At 41.9% G+C, this 14,574-nt stretch carries 15 protein-coding genes and 1 pseudogene; 15 read left to right on the forward strand and 1 reads right to left on the reverse strand.

What is annotated here, in order from left to right; genetic code table 11:
• From ABWY16_RS05465 to ABWY16_RS05500, 8 genes and pseudogenes are all read left to right on the forward strand, one after another.
• Nucleotides 1–240, forward strand: a pseudogene (locus ABWY16_RS05465) (histone deacetylase); the annotation flags it as partial.
• Nucleotides 241–320: 80 nt separating this feature from the next.
• The gene (locus ABWY16_RS05470) at nt 321–2,177 is read left to right on the forward strand and encodes a DNA topoisomerase (RefSeq protein ID WP_353903646.1); all 1,857 of its coding nucleotides are present in this window, start codon (nt 321–323) and stop codon (nt 2,175–2,177) included.
• A gap of 156 nt (nt 2,178–2,333) precedes the next feature.
• Complete coding sequence (locus tag ABWY16_RS05475) at nt 2,334–3,023, forward strand: HAD family hydrolase (RefSeq protein ID WP_353903647.1); 690 nt, start codon at nt 2,334–2,336, stop codon at nt 3,021–3,023.
• Complete coding sequence (locus ABWY16_RS05480; RefSeq protein ID WP_353903648.1) at nt 3,020–3,859, forward strand: phosphoribosyltransferase family protein; 840 nt, start codon at nt 3,020–3,022, stop codon at nt 3,857–3,859. Before ABWY16_RS05475 ends, ABWY16_RS05480 begins: the two co-directional genes overlap by 4 nt.
• Nucleotide 3,860: 1 nt before the next feature.
• Nucleotides 3,861–4,415, forward strand: a complete 555-nt coding sequence (locus tag ABWY16_RS05485; protein ID WP_353903649.1) for a TerD family protein — start codon at nt 3,861–3,863, stop codon at nt 4,413–4,415.
• Nucleotides 4,416–4,421: 6 nt separating this feature from the next.
• Nucleotides 4,422–5,036 (forward strand): TerD family protein, encoded by a 615-nt coding sequence (locus ABWY16_RS05490; protein WP_353903650.1) that lies wholly within the window; start codon nt 4,422–4,424, stop codon nt 5,034–5,036.
• 63 nt (nt 5,037–5,099) lie between these two features.
• Nucleotides 5,100–6,212: a toxic anion resistance protein gene (locus tag ABWY16_RS05495; RefSeq protein WP_353903651.1), complete on the forward strand. Its 1,113-nt coding sequence runs from the start codon at nt 5,100–5,102 to the stop codon at nt 6,210–6,212.
• 6 nt (nt 6,213–6,218) lie between these two features.
• Nucleotides 6,219–7,181, forward strand: coding sequence for a hypothetical protein (locus ABWY16_RS05500; protein WP_353903652.1), 963 nt, complete (start codon nt 6,219–6,221; stop codon nt 7,179–7,181).
• A gap of 23 nt (nt 7,182–7,204) precedes the next feature.
• Here ABWY16_RS05500 and ABWY16_RS05505 read toward each other — a convergent pair whose 3' ends face one another.
• On the reverse strand, nt 7,205–8,035 hold the full coding sequence (locus tag ABWY16_RS05505) for an aminotransferase class IV (protein ID WP_353903653.1): 831 nt from the start codon (nt 8,033–8,035) through the stop codon (nt 7,205–7,207).
• 107 nt (nt 8,036–8,142) lie between these two features.
• Here ABWY16_RS05505 and ABWY16_RS05510 point away from each other — a divergent pair, with 107 nt between their 5' ends.
• The 7 genes from ABWY16_RS05510 to ABWY16_RS05540 all read left to right on the forward strand — a co-directional run bounded on the left by ABWY16_RS05510 (nt 8,143) and on the right by ABWY16_RS05540 (nt 14,365).
• Nucleotides 8,143–9,240 (forward strand): MBL fold metallo-hydrolase, encoded by a 1,098-nt coding sequence (locus tag ABWY16_RS05510; RefSeq protein WP_353903654.1) that lies wholly within the window; start codon nt 8,143–8,145, stop codon nt 9,238–9,240.
• 35 nt (nt 9,241–9,275) lie between these two features.
• Nucleotides 9,276–9,608, forward strand: a complete 333-nt coding sequence (locus ABWY16_RS05515) for a hypothetical protein (RefSeq protein WP_353903655.1) — start codon at nt 9,276–9,278, stop codon at nt 9,606–9,608.
• The gene (locus ABWY16_RS05520; protein ID WP_353903656.1) at nt 9,599–10,456 is read left to right on the forward strand and encodes a hypothetical protein; all 858 of its coding nucleotides are present in this window, start codon (nt 9,599–9,601) and stop codon (nt 10,454–10,456) included. Before ABWY16_RS05515 ends, ABWY16_RS05520 begins: the two co-directional genes overlap by 10 nt.
• The gene (gene miaA, locus ABWY16_RS05525; protein WP_353903657.1) at nt 10,457–11,383 is read left to right on the forward strand and encodes a tRNA (adenosine(37)-N6)-dimethylallyltransferase MiaA; all 927 of its coding nucleotides are present in this window, start codon (nt 10,457–10,459) and stop codon (nt 11,381–11,383) included.
• 220 nt (nt 11,384–11,603) lie between these two features.
• Entirely contained in the window at nt 11,604–12,149 is a 546-nt protein-coding gene (locus ABWY16_RS05530) for a hypothetical protein (protein ID WP_353903658.1), read from the forward strand.
• Nucleotides 12,150–12,422: 273 nt separating this feature from the next.
• Nucleotides 12,423–12,959: a DUF3347 domain-containing protein gene (locus ABWY16_RS05535; protein WP_353903659.1), complete on the forward strand. Its 537-nt coding sequence runs from the start codon at nt 12,423–12,425 to the stop codon at nt 12,957–12,959.
• Nucleotides 12,960–13,078: 119 nt separating this feature from the next.
• Nucleotides 13,079–14,365 carry a citrate synthase gene (locus ABWY16_RS05540; protein ID WP_353903660.1) on the forward strand — a complete coding sequence of 429 codons (1,287 nt, stop codon included), beginning with the start codon at nt 13,079–13,081 and terminating at the stop codon, nt 14,363–14,365.
• The last annotated feature ends 209 nt before the right edge of the window (nt 14,366–14,574 follow it).

Here is a 14,574-nt window from a genome sequence, read left to right on the forward strand (position 1 = left end):
GAACCTGAATTTGTATTTTATCTGTCAGGCGTAGATGTATTGTCTACCGATAAGCTGGGTAAACTTGCTTTAACAAAAGCTGGCTGCAGGGAACGGGACAGGATGGTGTTCCAGTTTTGTAAAGACCATCATCTGCCTGTGCAGGTAAGTATGGGCGGCGGGTATTCTCCTGAGATCCGTGACATTGTGGATGCACACTGCAATACCTACAAAGCGGGTATTGATCTGCTTGGGGACTAAGCCGGGTACTAGTTTTACACATTTATTCCTTATCCAGATTATTTTGATGAGATTTATCGGTTCCAAATGAAGGATTGCTGATGAAGATTGTAATTGCAGAAAAACCATCTGTTGCCCGGGAGCTTGCAAAAGTTTTTGGTGCAACAGCCAAGAAAGACGGATACATTGAAGGTAAAGGATATTCTTTTACCTGGGCATTCGGACATCTGCTGCAACTGGCACCTCCACAGGAATACGGCTTTATCGGCTGGAGAAGACAACACCTGCCAATGCTGCCCGCAAAGTTCAAACTGGCTATCAGGAAGATCAAAACCAAAGACGGCTTTGTGGAAGATCCCGGAGTAAGGAAACAGCTGGACATCATTAAAAAGCTATTTGACGAATCTACTGAGATCATTGTGGCAACGGATGCCGGGAGGGAAGGTGAACTCATTTTTCGCTATATCTATTACTTTCTGAAATGTAAAAAGCCCTTTAAGCGGCTCTGGATCTCCTCACAAACTGACGAGGCGATCAAGGAAGGTTTCAGAAACCTGAAACCCGGTACGGATTATGATACCTTGTTTAATTCTGCCCATTGCAGATCGGAGTCTGACTGGCTGGTTGGCATGAATGCTACACAGGCATTGAGTATCTCTGCAGGCTCTCGCTCTGTCTTATCCCTGGGCAGGGTACAGACGCCTACGCTTGCCATGATCTGCTCAAGATATCTTGAAATTAAGAATTTTGTACCCCAGTTGTATTATCAGCTGGGTATTCAGCTGGATAAAGACGGACAGTTGTTTAAGGCAGTGTCTGTGGCGAATTTCAATGTGAAAGAGGAAGCTCAGGCCTTATACGATAAAATTGAAGATGTTCCATCGGGTTTTCCCAATGGAGGAAGGATCCTGGATGTGGAAGCTAAACCGCGAAAGGAACCGCCACCGCTGCTGCACGACCTGAGCAGTTTACAGCAGGAAGCGAATAAACGTAAGGGGTACACGGCTGATCAGACACTGAACCTCTTACAGAATCTGTATGAGAGCAAGCTGGTTTCGTATCCCCGTACAGGCAGCAGGTATATTGGCGATGATGTATTTGCTGGTATTCCTCATCTGATCGGACAGCTGACCACTCATTCTTATTTCGGGAAGTCGGCCGAGTTCCTGCAGACAGTTCCATTGAATAAAAGAAGTGTGAATGCAAAAAAGGTGACAGATCACCATGCTATTCTTCCTACCGGAGTTGCTCCTCAGGGATTAAGCGCCGACAGACAGGCCATCTATAACATGGTAGTTGCACGGATGCTGGAAGCCTTCCATCAGGAATGTGTAAAGGAAGTGACTAAAATCACGATAGAATCCGGATCGTTATTTATCGCCAATGGTACAGTCATCCGCTCTGCGGGCTGGCGCTCTGTGCTCAATGATAAAGATGAAGAGAAAAAAGATGAGGACAATCCTTCACTGCCAAAAGTGAAAAAAGGTGAGGAACTTCCTATCGTAGAAAAGGTCTTCCTTGAAAAACAGACCAAACCGAAAGCACTCTACAACGAAGCTTCATTGTTAAAAGCACTGGAAACTTCAGGTAAAGAAATAGAAGATGAAGAACTTCGCTATGCAATGAAAGACAGTGGTTTAGGTACGCCTGCTACACGCGCTTCCATTATTGAGACCCTGATCACCCGTGAGTACATCCAAAGGGAAAAAAGGAATCTGGTGCCCACACACAAAGGCCTGGCGGTTTACGATGTAGTCAAAGATCAGAAGATCGCGCAGGCAGAACTCACTGGTTCATGGGAAAAGCGTTTGGAAGAAATCCGCTCCGGCGCTTCTGTTACGGACTTTAAAGCGGAGATTTCTGAGTATACCCGATCAATCACCAATGAACTGCTGGCAGCCGGAGCAGGTCTTGCTGCACAACTGGAACCTAAAAAAGCGGACACCGCTGCTGTGTAACGGTTTTATTTCACAATATCTTCCTGACTGATACGTTTTAAGCGGATTCCACATTGCTGCTGCATGAACTGGATATAAAGGATAAGTTAACTTTTCTGTATAATATACATACTGTCTTAATTTTTTGTATTTTGTATACGCTAAAAAACTAAATTAATGAACCAGTATAAACACTATTCGTTTGATCTGTGGCTCACGCTGATCAGATCTAATCCTGATTTCAAACAGGAGAGGGCGAAAATCTTTCATGCACGGTATAACCCCCTGAATAAATCTTTTGCTGAAGTTGTTACAATTTTCAGAAATGTAGATCTAATGTGCAACAGTATCAATGAAAGGACCGGTAAGAATATCGACGCTGACGAGATGTACCTGATGGTCATCAGTAACATGAACGATTACGATCCCGGCTTTGCTGCTGTGGATACCGAAGAACTATACCGCGAAATGGAACGATTACTATTCAATTACATGCCCCATGTTTATTGCGGAAATACGGCAGGAATACTGAATAAGCTGAAGGAAGGCGATTCAACGGTTAGTTTGCTGAGCAATACAGGTTTTATCCGCGGAGCAACACTGAGAAAGGTTTTGAAGGCCCTGGAGATTGAACAGTACATGGATTTCCAGCTTTATTCTGACGAGGTGCGCTTGTCTAAACCCAACAAAGCTTTTTTCCAGCTTATGCTTGGTCAGGTGAACAGGCGGTACAATGGCAGGATCGGGCCTCACGAAATAGTCCATATCGGCGATAATCCAGTCGCGGATATTTATGGTGCAAATCAACTGGGCATAAAGAGTGTGCTCATCAATTCAAATCAGCAAACCATAACCTGTTTACAATGAATTTAACCAAATCATATGCTTTACATCAGATTCATCATACGGAAGTATTTGGATTTGATCCCAACGCTTATTCAAGATTTAAATTTGGAGATGACCTGGTTGCAAAGGAATTTGGGGAACAGCTGGCGGAAGGATTTATTACCGGCTACCTCAAAGATAATTATATAGAAAATCAAATTGTGGTGATCTCCAGCCCTTATTCATTTATTCCTACGGCTACCTTTGCCATGAAAAACTATTTTGTGCATCAGCTGAACCGATGGCTGGCTGATCAGGGTGCTTTGGTGGTGCAGGAGGCAAAGGTTCACCGTACTATTACTTATAAGGAGGATTATGGGGCACTCAGTGCAGAAGAAAGGATGAACCTGATTGGAAACGACTCCTTTCATATTGACAAACATTTTCTGGATCATAAGACGCTTTTATTTCTGGACGATATCAGGATCACCGGGAGCCATGAACGCATGATCCTCAAAATGGTGGATGAGTATCAGATGAAGAATGATATCCATTTACTATATTTTGCTGAACTGGCAAATAAAGATATTCATCCCAACGTAGAAAATTTGCTTAACTATCACCATGTAAAATCTATATTTGATCTGGAAGGAATTGTTAAAAGCGGTTCTTTCTGTTTCAATACCAGGATTGTGAAATATATACTGAACAGCGATTTTAACAGTTTTTCAATATTTATTGCCAGCCAGACTGAGGGATTTATCAATATGTTGTATAATTTGGCGTTAGGAAACGGGTATCATACAATTGATGCCTATGCAGTGAACCTCAATTACATTAAAAATAAGATTGATACTAAAAATTATAAATTAATATAAAATGGCTATAAACTTGCAAAAGGGGCAGCGCGAAAATCTGGATGCTCCTAAATTTACTATAGGTCTGGGATGGGATACAAACAGTTCATCTACAGGCACTGATTTTGACCTTGATGCTTCCCTGTTTTTATTAGGTGATAACAAAAAGATAATATCTGATGAACATTTTGTGTTCTATAATAACCTGATCTCTCCGGATGGTGCCGTAGAACATACCGGCGATAACCTTACTGGTGATGGCGACGGGGATGATGAACAGGTAAAAGTAGACCTGTCAAAAATTGACCCCAAGGTTGCTGAGATCTGTATCGTGGTTACTATCCATGAAGCTGAGTCGCGCAGACAAAACTTCGGGCAGGTAAGAAATTCGTTTATCCGGATTTTTGATGCTGTAACCAACCAGGAAATTCTCAAATACGAACTTGAAGAGGATTTTTCTATCGAAACCGCAGTAGAGTTTGGCAGGATTTACAAACGTGAGGGAAAATGGAAATTTGAAGCTGTAGGCGTTGGAATGAAAGGTGGCCTTCAGGATTATTTAAACAAATATCAATAGATAATTATGGCAATTAATCTTCAAAAAGGACAGCGTATTAGTCTGGAAAAGACCAATGGTACAAAATTACAGCAGGTATGTGTAGGGATCAACTGGGGAGCGATTGAAAAGAAAGGCCTGTTTGGCTTTGGCTCTTCCAAAGTTGCTGTTGACCTTGACGCGAGCTGCGCGGTATACAATGATAATAAGCAGCTGCTTGAAGTCGTTTACTTTGGTAACCTGGCTTCAAAAGACGGATCTGTCAGACACAGTGGTGATGACCGCACGGGTGATACCGGTGGAGATGACGGTCTGGACAACGAGGTAATCACGGTGGACTTATCCAGATTACCTGCTAACGCCGGATATGTAGCTTTTGTGCTGAACAGTTTTCAGGGACAGGATTTCGCTTCAATACCATTTGCATCGATCAGGATCTATGAGGGGTCAGCAACCCGTGTAAATGAAGTTTTTGCAACCTATGATATTGCACATGGTGCAGGATTTGCAGGTCATGTGTCAATGGTGCTGGGTGTTTTTTATAAAAAGAACGGCGACTGGAAGTTTAATGCGATCGGTGAGCCTACCAAAGACAGAAAGCTGGAACAAACTGTACAAACAGTTACGCAACGTTATTTGTAATCAAGTATTTTATCAGCTGATGCCAAATCATCTGGCATCAGCTTTATGCTCAATCATAAAATTATGGAAACAAACGCTCTGGAGCCATCCAACAACGTACCCGAAAATAGTATACCCGCAAAGCTGGATAAGGAAGGGAATGTTGATCTGACCAGTCTCTCTCCGCAGGAGATATCAAAATATACTGATCTCAATAAATCTCTTCAGCCCTCTGATGTGAATTCCATCCTCAATTACGGGGCAGATGCGCAGAACTCTATGGAGAAATACAGCAACGAGTTTCTCGCTTCTGTACGTACGTATAACAGCGGCGATGTGGGAGTCCTGATCAATGAGTTGCTGACGGAACTGAATTATATTGATGTATCTGAACTGGAGCAAAGTGGATTTAAATCGTTTATCTCTAAGATCCCTTTCCTGAAAAACCTGGTAGTGGATGTAAAGAAGCTGTTCCAGAAGTACGATGTGGTGGTTAACAATATTGATAAGATCACCAATAAGATCAAAGCCGGACGATTGAATTCGTTAAAGGACAATAGTTCTTTACAGACGATGTTCGAAAGTAATGTGAACTACATCCACCAGATGGAAGAACTGATCATATCCGGGCAGCTGAAATACAATGAACTCAGTGTGAAACTTGCTGAAATGGAAGGCAGGCCGGCAGATTTTGAGGATTATGAGATTGCCGACCTGCGCGATTTTGTGAGCAGGCTGGATAAAAGGCTGGCCGATATGAAGATCGTCCGTTTTATCATGATGCAGTCGCTTGCGCAAATCCGCCTGGTACAGAATAACAATACCTCCATAGCTGAGAAAGCACAGTCAATTATTTCCACCACTATACCCGTATGGAAAAACCAGCTGACTATCGCAGTGGCGCTGCAGCGCCAGAAAGCCAATGTGGAAATGCAGAAAAAGGTATCCGACACCACAAACACGATCCTGCAGAAAAATGCGGATATGCTGAAACAAAACAGTATCGATGTGGCTAAGGAGAATGAGAAAACTGTCGTATCTTTGGAAACACTTAAAATGACAACAGCTTCACTGATTTCTACCCTGGATGAAGTAAAGAAAATTCATGAAGAAGGGGAGAAAAGCAGAAGGGTCTTGGATACTGAATTGAAAAACCTGGAAACTGAACTCAAGAAAAACGTTACGCAGGTTAAATAGTAAAGAATGGATGAACATGCTGCAAGTATTTTAAAGGAGTCTGATCAGATGATCAGCCGCCTGCAGCTCCTGTCAGTATATTTTCAGGAGGAGGTAGTCTATAAAATATTCCTGCGCAGCCAGGTTATCCATCAGTTATTTGCTGATAACCCTGATCTCTCTATTGATAAGCTTGAATTGTTTCACCTGCAGTTTACCGCCAGTGTGGTTGAACTGCTGAAAAAGATCAAGAAAAACAATGAGAAAAATGTAACCCTGATTGATGACGAGATCCGGCTCAACCGTGAGGTGATTGAAAAGCTGAATGAAACCCTCGTGAATGAACACAGCTTCATTGCAGGTAAACAGCGTCAGTCATTAAAGATCAACAATTCGCTAAGAAACCTTTATGAAGTGCTGTCTGATCTGACTACAGATTTCCCGTTTGTACGAAATATTACGCAGTTCAGCGCGCGTTTCGCAAAGGATTTTTATTACACAATTACTTCAGATCAGCTTGCGCAGCTGGTTGATTATGATGCTGCTAAGGTCTACGCGAATCAATATGCTACTATTGAGCGCAAGCTGATGGGCTTGCTTTGTAAGCACGACTTTAAAACGGATTTTCTTTACGGACTAAAGTCTGGAACACTGATTATTGAGGTTTACAAATTTTCAGAAACAGATCAGTACTTTCTGTTTTATCCTTCCAGAAACCTCTTTCTGTTTTACCGTCCTGAGGAAATGCCGGACACTGATTTTTCTGTTGCCCCCTCCGAAAAAGCAAAGCTGATACAGGAACTCGCTTATAAAAACGACAAACTGCAAAGTAATGCTGCAGCTGTAAAGTCCTATATTCCGGCCGAAATTATCAGGCTGCTCGAGGAAAACTATCTGAAGATCTCAGATATCCATTTTCTCAACAATCTTAATAATTTTGATGTTCAGGCCAATATTTTAAAAACTATGCTGAACACAGATATGCTTTAACCTGCATACCTGTGTTTAGCATTTTAATTTTTTCTGACTTTCTCAACTAGCAGATTGAGCAGTGCTGAAGATATTTTTCCAGCTTTGCCATCGCCAACCGGCCTGCCATCAATCTGAAGTACAGGCAGGATATGTTTTGTAGTACTGGTAATAAATGCCTCTGCAGCATGATCCAGTTCCTGAAGGCTAAAATCCCTTTCAACAATTTTATAAGGATGATTTTCAAGAGATAACAGGTTCTTCCTTATGACACCCGGGAGTACGCTACTTTTTGCTGTAATCACCTCCTGTGCTTCATTTACCATCCAGAAGTTTGCCCTTGGAACTTCTTTAACCTGTCCGTCATTATGGTAAAGAACGTCATCAGCGTTATTTTCCCTGATAAAAGGTTGCAGCCAGATAGCCATGGAGTAATCTATAGTCTTCATCCCGGATAACTGGCGCTGGTAATCATAAGTCACCACTTTAATTCCGCTGGTATTCAGATCCAGGTTCATCAGGAAATGCTGCTGGGTAATGATCAGGTTGTGTGTTTCGGGAAGCTGGTACCCATCAGCTGAATATCCGCCGGTTAAGGTCATTCTGATCCCTGAATCCGGCAGGTCGTTTTTCTCCATCAGTTCGGCAATGATTGCTTTCAGTTCTGCCGGGGTATAAGGAATCGTCAGGTGCATTTTCCTGGCAGAAGTGTAAAACCTGTCAAGGTGGTCCTGCAAAAAGATGGGTTTTCCTCCAATCGTTTTAAAGAAGTCGAATATTCCATACCCACGCTGAATGGCGAGATCTGTAATCAGCACGGAAGCTTTTTCCGCGGCTATAAAAGTATCATTGATGTAAACGTATTGCGCTGTCATTCATTACAGGTTTAAGAATTGCAATAATAAATAAAATTCTGCGCGCTCTATATACCGCAATACCTATATTCGTTGCCTTAGCGTATTATTTATATTTAACGTGTATCATGTATATCTGTTTGGCCATTATATTCATATCTGCAGTCATCATTTTATTATTGCTCAATATCCCTGCATTCGGCCGGCTTCCACGCGGTGCCAGGCTTGAACGGATTAAGCAGCTTCCCATTTACCATGACGGAGCGATCAAAAATGTAGTTTATACACCCGACTTACCGGAAGGCGTTTCTTACTGGGATGTGATGAAGCTGATGATTAAGGGCAACCCCGATAAAAGACCACCGGCAACGCTTCCTTTTGTACAGCCAGAGCTGCATTCAACGGAAGGGACCAGGCTTAGCTGGTTCGGTCATTCTTCTTATCTTTTGCAGAGCGGCAAACTCAAAATACTGGTAGATCCTGTCTTCAGCAGGAGTACCTCACCATTTTCTTTTATCGGCAATAGAAGCTACGAAGGCACTGACTTTATCCATGCGGAGGATTTTGACCGGCTGGATATTGTACTGATTACACATGATCATTACGATCACCTGGATATGGACACCATATTTAAACTGAAAGAAAAAACAGGGCACTTTCTTACCTCACTTGGCGTTGGTGCACATCTGGAGAAATGGGGAGTGCCTCCGGAAAAGATAACTGAGCTTGCCTGGTCAGAAAGCGCGAATATCCTGGGAATTGATTTTACAGCTGCACCGGCAAGACATTTTAGCGGCAGGAAATTCAAAAGGGGACAAACGCTCTGGTCTGGTTTTATCATTAAAACTCCTTTACATAAAATCTTTGCAGGGGGGGATTCCGGATATGAAGAGCATTTCAAAGCGATAGGAGATCAATACGGTCCCTTCGATCTGGCCATACTGGAATGTGGTCAGTATAATGCATACTGGCCTTATATACACATGTTCCCTGAGCAGGTAGTGCAGGCGGCAAAAGATCTGAGGGCAGAAATTTTATTGCCTGTGCACTGGGCCAAGTTTTCGCTTGCCATGCACGATTGGGATGATTCTATCCTGAGGGTAGTAAAAAGTGCAGAAGATCAGCAGCAAAAGATTACTACACCCTTATTGGGCGAAACATTTATTTTGGGCGGAGAGTATCCGGACAGCAAATGGTGGCTAAATGTTGCTGCCGCTAAACAATAATTTTCTGGCAGTGTTATATCTTAAATTATAAATGTATGAAAACGGACCTGATAGAAATATTTCAAACCATAAGGGCGGCATTGCAGCCTTACGCTGCTTTGGGCTTTAACAATAGAACAAACAGCGAAAAAAAATACGATTTGTGGTCTGAAAAGAATCTTGAAATTGACGGGGAGAAGCGTACTGAAACTTTCTTTGTTTCACTTGATATCCGGGCTGATCATGTGGCCCTGGAGCTTTTACCGGAAGGACTTTCGCAGCATGAACGGACAATGGTAATCAAAGAACTGGATGATCTTACCCTGCACATCATTGAGGATAAAGTGGCCGCCGGTTATAAAATATTTAAAGAGCAGGAGTGGGTATAAAAATTGCCGCCTGGCAGGAAAATTTAGTAGCAAGCTTAGGGGAGAAAGGAGTTGTGGCTGAACTGCAAGCTGAAGGTTCTGCACTGTTGCTGAAATTTAAGGATTCCGGTCAGCTGGTGCTGAACTTACTAACGCTGGACTGTTCATTTCATGCGCAGGAGCTGCTTACTCTTCAGTCTCTCTATAGTGACAGAGGGATTCTCCTGGTACAGTTATGGGAAGACATCTGGCTGACAAGGCCTTTGCAGGTACTAAGCAGAATCTGTTCACTGTTGGGAAAGAACAAGACGGTTCACGGAAGGAAAACAAAGGTCATCGCAGTAAGCCAGCCACAGGCCGACGAATTTTTTGTGCGTTATCATTTGCAGGCATCAGCCAGTGCCAGATACAAATACGCTTTAACATTAGATAATGAGATTGTCGCTATGGCTTCATTCAGCGGCAAAAGGAATATGACAAGGAGGGCGCAGGAAGGTTACACTTCTGTGGAGCTGATCAGGTTTGCTACTGCAGATGGCATCACTGTCCAGGGCGGACTGAGTAAACTGATTGGGCATCTTGTTCAAACAATTCGCCCAAATGATGTGATGACCTATACTGATATGGACTGGTCACAGGGCAAAGGATATATCAAACTCGGGTTTGAACTTGTTGCTACTTCAGCACCCGCTGAAATATGGCTCAATAGAACTGATATGACCCGCTATTTTCCTCACCGCCTGCCTGAGAAAGTAAAATCCGGACTTACCGGTCTGAGCGCAGCAGAAACTGAAGATTTTCTGTTATCAATGAATTATATTCGCATTTACAATTCAGGTAATCTAAAACATATACTGCAGATTTTATAAATGAATCCTTTACTGATTATTCTTGGCCCAACGGCTTCCGGTAAAACCAGGCTTGCGGTAGCTGTTGCTGCAGCAATAGATGCTGAGATTATCAGTGCTGACAGCAGGCAGGTTTTCAGGGGAATGGATATTGGTACGGGGAAAGATCTAAAGGAATACACGCTGAACGGTGTAGCTGTTCCTCATCATCTGATCAATATCAGGGGGGCTGGAGAACAGTACAACGTGAATGCATTCAAAGATGATTTTTACCAGGCATACGCAAGTATCAGGGGACAGCAAAAGCCTGCTGTACTTTGTGGCGGCACAGGTATGTACATCCATAGTATCTTACAGAATCATCAGTACACGGCCATTCCGGTAAATACCGAGCTGAGAGATCAGCTGCCAGGACATGACCTTTCAGAACTTCGAAGGATCTTAACAACGTATCCTCCGGAACTTACAGCACAAGCAGATCTTTCTTCTGCCAAAAGATTGGTACGGGCGATAGAAATTGCCGACTTCCTGCAAAAAAATGATTTTACAGAAGAGCTCCATCCCCGGATTGATCCTTTAGTTATTGGACTAACCGGCGAGGTAGAATCCAGGAGGGAGCGCATCCTGAAGAGATTAAACGAGCGTTTTGATGAAGGTCTGATTCAAGAAGTGGAAAGGCTGTTGCAGCAGGGAATACCTGCTGAGGTGCTTACATTTTACGGTATGGAATATAAATTCGTAACGGCTTACCTTCAGAATGAGCTTAGTCTGGCAGATTTGAAGGAGAAACTATACATCGCTATAAGGCAGTTTGCCAAAAGACAGATGACCTTTTTCAGAAAAATGGAAAAAGACGGTGTTATGATAAACTGGCTGGATTCGGATCTGCCTGCCGAAGTATTGAAAGAAAGTGTGCTCAAACTCTATATGCAAAAATATGGTCAGTAAAAGACTGTGTTATAGTTATTAACCCATATTTACTCAGGCTGATATTCCGCCTGGATCCCAAAGTTTGGCTTGTAATTATATTTTGCAGAAAATCTGTTATATGTGTATGTATATCCGTTTTTTCTGCATTACAAAAAAATCTATTTACGCTATTGGCATGCTGTTTGTAAATGTGGCAATAACAGAGTAAATCTGGATTTTATACACAAATAAACACAACATGAAAAAATCTACTAAACTTTTTGCTTCAGCAGTAGCTGCAGTAGCAATCTTTTTCTCAACAAATGTAAGCGCACAAAAAATTGGTATAGGTGCAAACTTGGGTATCCCTACTGATGATGCTTATAGTTTTGCAGCAGGACTTGACGTTCGTGTACAATTTAATGTAACTAAACAATTATCGGTTCCTGTTGCTACAGGTTATACTAACTTCTTCGCTAAAGACAGAACGTATTTTAACGGAGGTGTAACTTTGGATGTGCCTGATTACGGATATATCCCATTGAAAACCGGTTTGAAATATTTTCTTGACGAATCTGGTTCAGGTATATATGCAATGGGTGAAGTAGGTGCTGCTTTCGGTGTGACCGATAATGCAAAAACAACTTTCCTTTATGCACCGACTCTTGGTTACTCATGGAGCAATGGTCTTGACCTGGGCCTGAAATATGAAAATGCAGGTAAAGGTGATGCATTGCGTCTGATTGATGACAAAAACCGTACTGGACAGATTGCTTTGCGTATCGCCTACGGATTCAAATTATAAGAAGGAATAAGCACTCCCTTCCGGGGGAATGTTGAGAGCAGCTCTGGTTTTATCAGGGCTGCTTTTTTGTTCAGTTCCATATTCATATTTACCAATTGCAATATTTTCAAAAAGGCGTGTCTTTTATGTTGTGCTTTTTTACTTATTTAGAATTAAAGTAGTATTTTGAGCAAAAAAAGAAATAAATAAAAGCTGAATAAGATGACAGCTGTAATAAAGTTGTTAATAGTCATTTTGTTTATTTCATAACCTTTTAAAAACCATCTTAACCAAATGAAAAAATATATTGGAATAGTGATTTTGTCGGCTTTAGTAGCCTGTTCAAACGCTGCCAAAAAAGGAGAGGCCAGTACAGACAGCACAGTGACTACTGAAAAATCTTTTGCTGCAGCTGGCATACAGCTGGCTGATCCCAAGATTGAAAATATATACAGTGGATATATCAGCCTGAAGAATATGCTGGTAGCCGGAAATGCAGCAGCTGCCCATCAAAGCGCTGCTGACTTATCAAAATCTTTATCGGCTTTTTCTGGCTGTGAGAACACTGCACTGATTGCAGACAAAATTGCCGGCACAGAAGATATCAAAATTCAGCGTAAAGAATTTACTTCACTTAGTTCTGATGTAATTGCCCTCTTTAAACATGTGGACCTGAAAAAAGGTACTATTTATGTTCAGCATTGCCCAATGGCCAACAATGGTGATGGCGGCGACTGGCTTTCTTCGGAGAAGAAGATCAACAATCCCTATTACGGCGAAGAAATGCTGGAATGCGGTGGGGTAGTTGAAGAAATCAAGCCAAAATCGTAAGATTAAATTTTTAGGAGTGATGATCAGCGATTAACAATAATTTAACAGCATTGTTATGATTGTTTATAGGCTATTGTCAGTAGAATAGTTATTTTTGTTATTTATAAATTAGAAGATATATGTCAGATATTGCAGAAATTAAGATTGATGGAAAAGTATATGAATTTCCCATTGTAACTGGTACTGAAGGAGAAAAGTCAATTGATATTTCAAAATTACGAGATTTAACAGGTCATATTACCTTGGATTTCGGGTATAAGAATACAGGATCTACAAAAAGTGCAATTACCTTTTTAGATGGTGAAAAAGGGATTTTAAAGTACAGGGGCTATCCGATTGAGGAACTTGCCGAAAAATCTACCTTTCTTGAAGTTGCTTATCTGCTGATCTACGGCGATCTTCCTAAATCAGATGAACTGGAAAACTTCCAGGCGCAGATCACCAAGCATACGCTTATCCATGAGGATATGAAGAAATTCCTGGATGGCTATCCCTCAAAATCGCATCCGATGGCGCAACTGGCTTCGCTGGTTTGCTCACTTTCAACTTTCTATCCTGAATCACTGGATGCAAATTCATCAGCAGAAACAATGAACCGTGAGATGATTAAACTGCTGGCTAAATTCCCGACGATCGTATCTTTCATTTATAAAAAATCACTGGGTCATCCACTGATTTATCCTAAAAACAAATACGACTATGTGAGCAATTACCTGAACATGACTTTCGGTCAGCGTACAGAAGAAATTGAAATTGATCCGGTTGTTGTTAAGGCAATGAACACTCTACTGATCCTTCATGCTGATCACGAACAGAATTGTTCTGCATCAACAGTGAGAATGGTAGGTTCGTCTGACTGTAATATTTATGCTTCGGTTTCTGCAGGTATCGCAGCTTTATGGGGCCCGCTTCATGGTGGTGCCAATCAGGCGGTAATCGAAATGCTTGAACGCATCAAAGAAGATGGTGGCGATACTGAAAAATGGATCAACAAGGCGAAAGATAAAAATGACCCTTTCCGTATGATGGGCTTTGGTCACCGTGTATATAAAAACTTTGATCCACGTGCTAAAATTATTAAAAAGGCATGTGATGATATCCTGGAAAAATTAGGAATTAATGATCCGGTTCTTGAAATCGCTAAAAAACTGGAAGAAGCTGCTTTAAGTGATCCTTACTTTGTAGAGCGTAAGCTTTATCCGAATGTGGATTTCTATTCCGGAATTATTTACAGGGCATTAGGTTTTCCTACGGATATGTTTACTGTGTTGTTTGCACTTGGACGTTTACCAGGATGGATTGCGCAATGGAAAGAGATGCATGAGAACAAGGAGCCGATTGGCCGTCCGCGTCAGATTTATGTTGGTCATACGAACAGGACTTTTGTAGAAGCTGAAAAAAGATAATTTTTTGCCGGGAGGGGATTTTACAATGGTTTATCATTGATCTTCTGGCTTCGCTTTAAAATAACATCGCCCTGTTTCGATGCTGCCTGCTGCTGAAAAAGCACCAGAATGCATCGAAACAGGGCGATGTTATTTTAAAAGATTGTTCTGTAGCAGTATGCAGACCAGGCATGGTGCCACCAAAACGTGGTGCATATTACCCTTATCGG

The sequence above is a fragment of the Pedobacter sp. genome (genome assembly GCF_040513095.1).
In the GTDB taxonomy this organism is placed as follows: Bacteria; Bacteroidota; Bacteroidia; order Sphingobacteriales; family Sphingobacteriaceae; genus Pedobacter.

Excerpts from the sequence above, each read along its gene's own strand:
- ABWY16_RS05470 (WP_353903646.1), top strand. The coding sequence starts at position 321 with ATGAAGATTGTAATTGCAGAAAAACCATCTGTTGCCCGGGAGCTTGCA.
- ABWY16_RS05475 (WP_353903647.1), top strand. The coding sequence starts at position 2,334 with ATGAACCAGTATAAACACTATTCGTTTGATCTGTGGCTCACGCTGATC.
- ABWY16_RS05480 (WP_353903648.1), top strand. The coding sequence starts at position 3,020 with ATGAATTTAACCAAATCATATGCTTTACATCAGATTCATCATACGGAA.
- ABWY16_RS05485 (WP_353903649.1), top strand. The coding sequence starts at position 3,861 with ATGGCTATAAACTTGCAAAAGGGGCAGCGCGAAAATCTGGATGCTCCT.
- ABWY16_RS05490 (WP_353903650.1), top strand. The coding sequence starts at position 4,422 with ATGGCAATTAATCTTCAAAAAGGACAGCGTATTAGTCTGGAAAAGACC.
- ABWY16_RS05495 (WP_353903651.1), top strand. The coding sequence starts at position 5,100 with ATGGAAACAAACGCTCTGGAGCCATCCAACAACGTACCCGAAAATAGT.
- ABWY16_RS05500 (WP_353903652.1), top strand. The coding sequence starts at position 6,219 with ATGGATGAACATGCTGCAAGTATTTTAAAGGAGTCTGATCAGATGATC.
- ABWY16_RS05505 (WP_353903653.1), bottom strand. The coding sequence starts at position 8,035 with ATGACAGCGCAATACGTTTACATCAATGATACTTTTATAGCCGCGGAA.
- ABWY16_RS05510 (WP_353903654.1), top strand. The coding sequence starts at position 8,143 with ATGTATATCTGTTTGGCCATTATATTCATATCTGCAGTCATCATTTTA.
- ABWY16_RS05515 (WP_353903655.1), top strand. The coding sequence starts at position 9,276 with ATGAAAACGGACCTGATAGAAATATTTCAAACCATAAGGGCGGCATTG.
- miaA (WP_353903657.1), top strand. The coding sequence starts at position 10,457 with ATGAATCCTTTACTGATTATTCTTGGCCCAACGGCTTCCGGTAAAACC.
- ABWY16_RS05530 (WP_353903658.1), top strand. The coding sequence starts at position 11,604 with ATGAAAAAATCTACTAAACTTTTTGCTTCAGCAGTAGCTGCAGTAGCA.
- ABWY16_RS05535 (WP_353903659.1), top strand. The coding sequence starts at position 12,423 with ATGAAAAAATATATTGGAATAGTGATTTTGTCGGCTTTAGTAGCCTGT.
- ABWY16_RS05540 (WP_353903660.1), top strand. The coding sequence starts at position 13,079 with ATGTCAGATATTGCAGAAATTAAGATTGATGGAAAAGTATATGAATTT.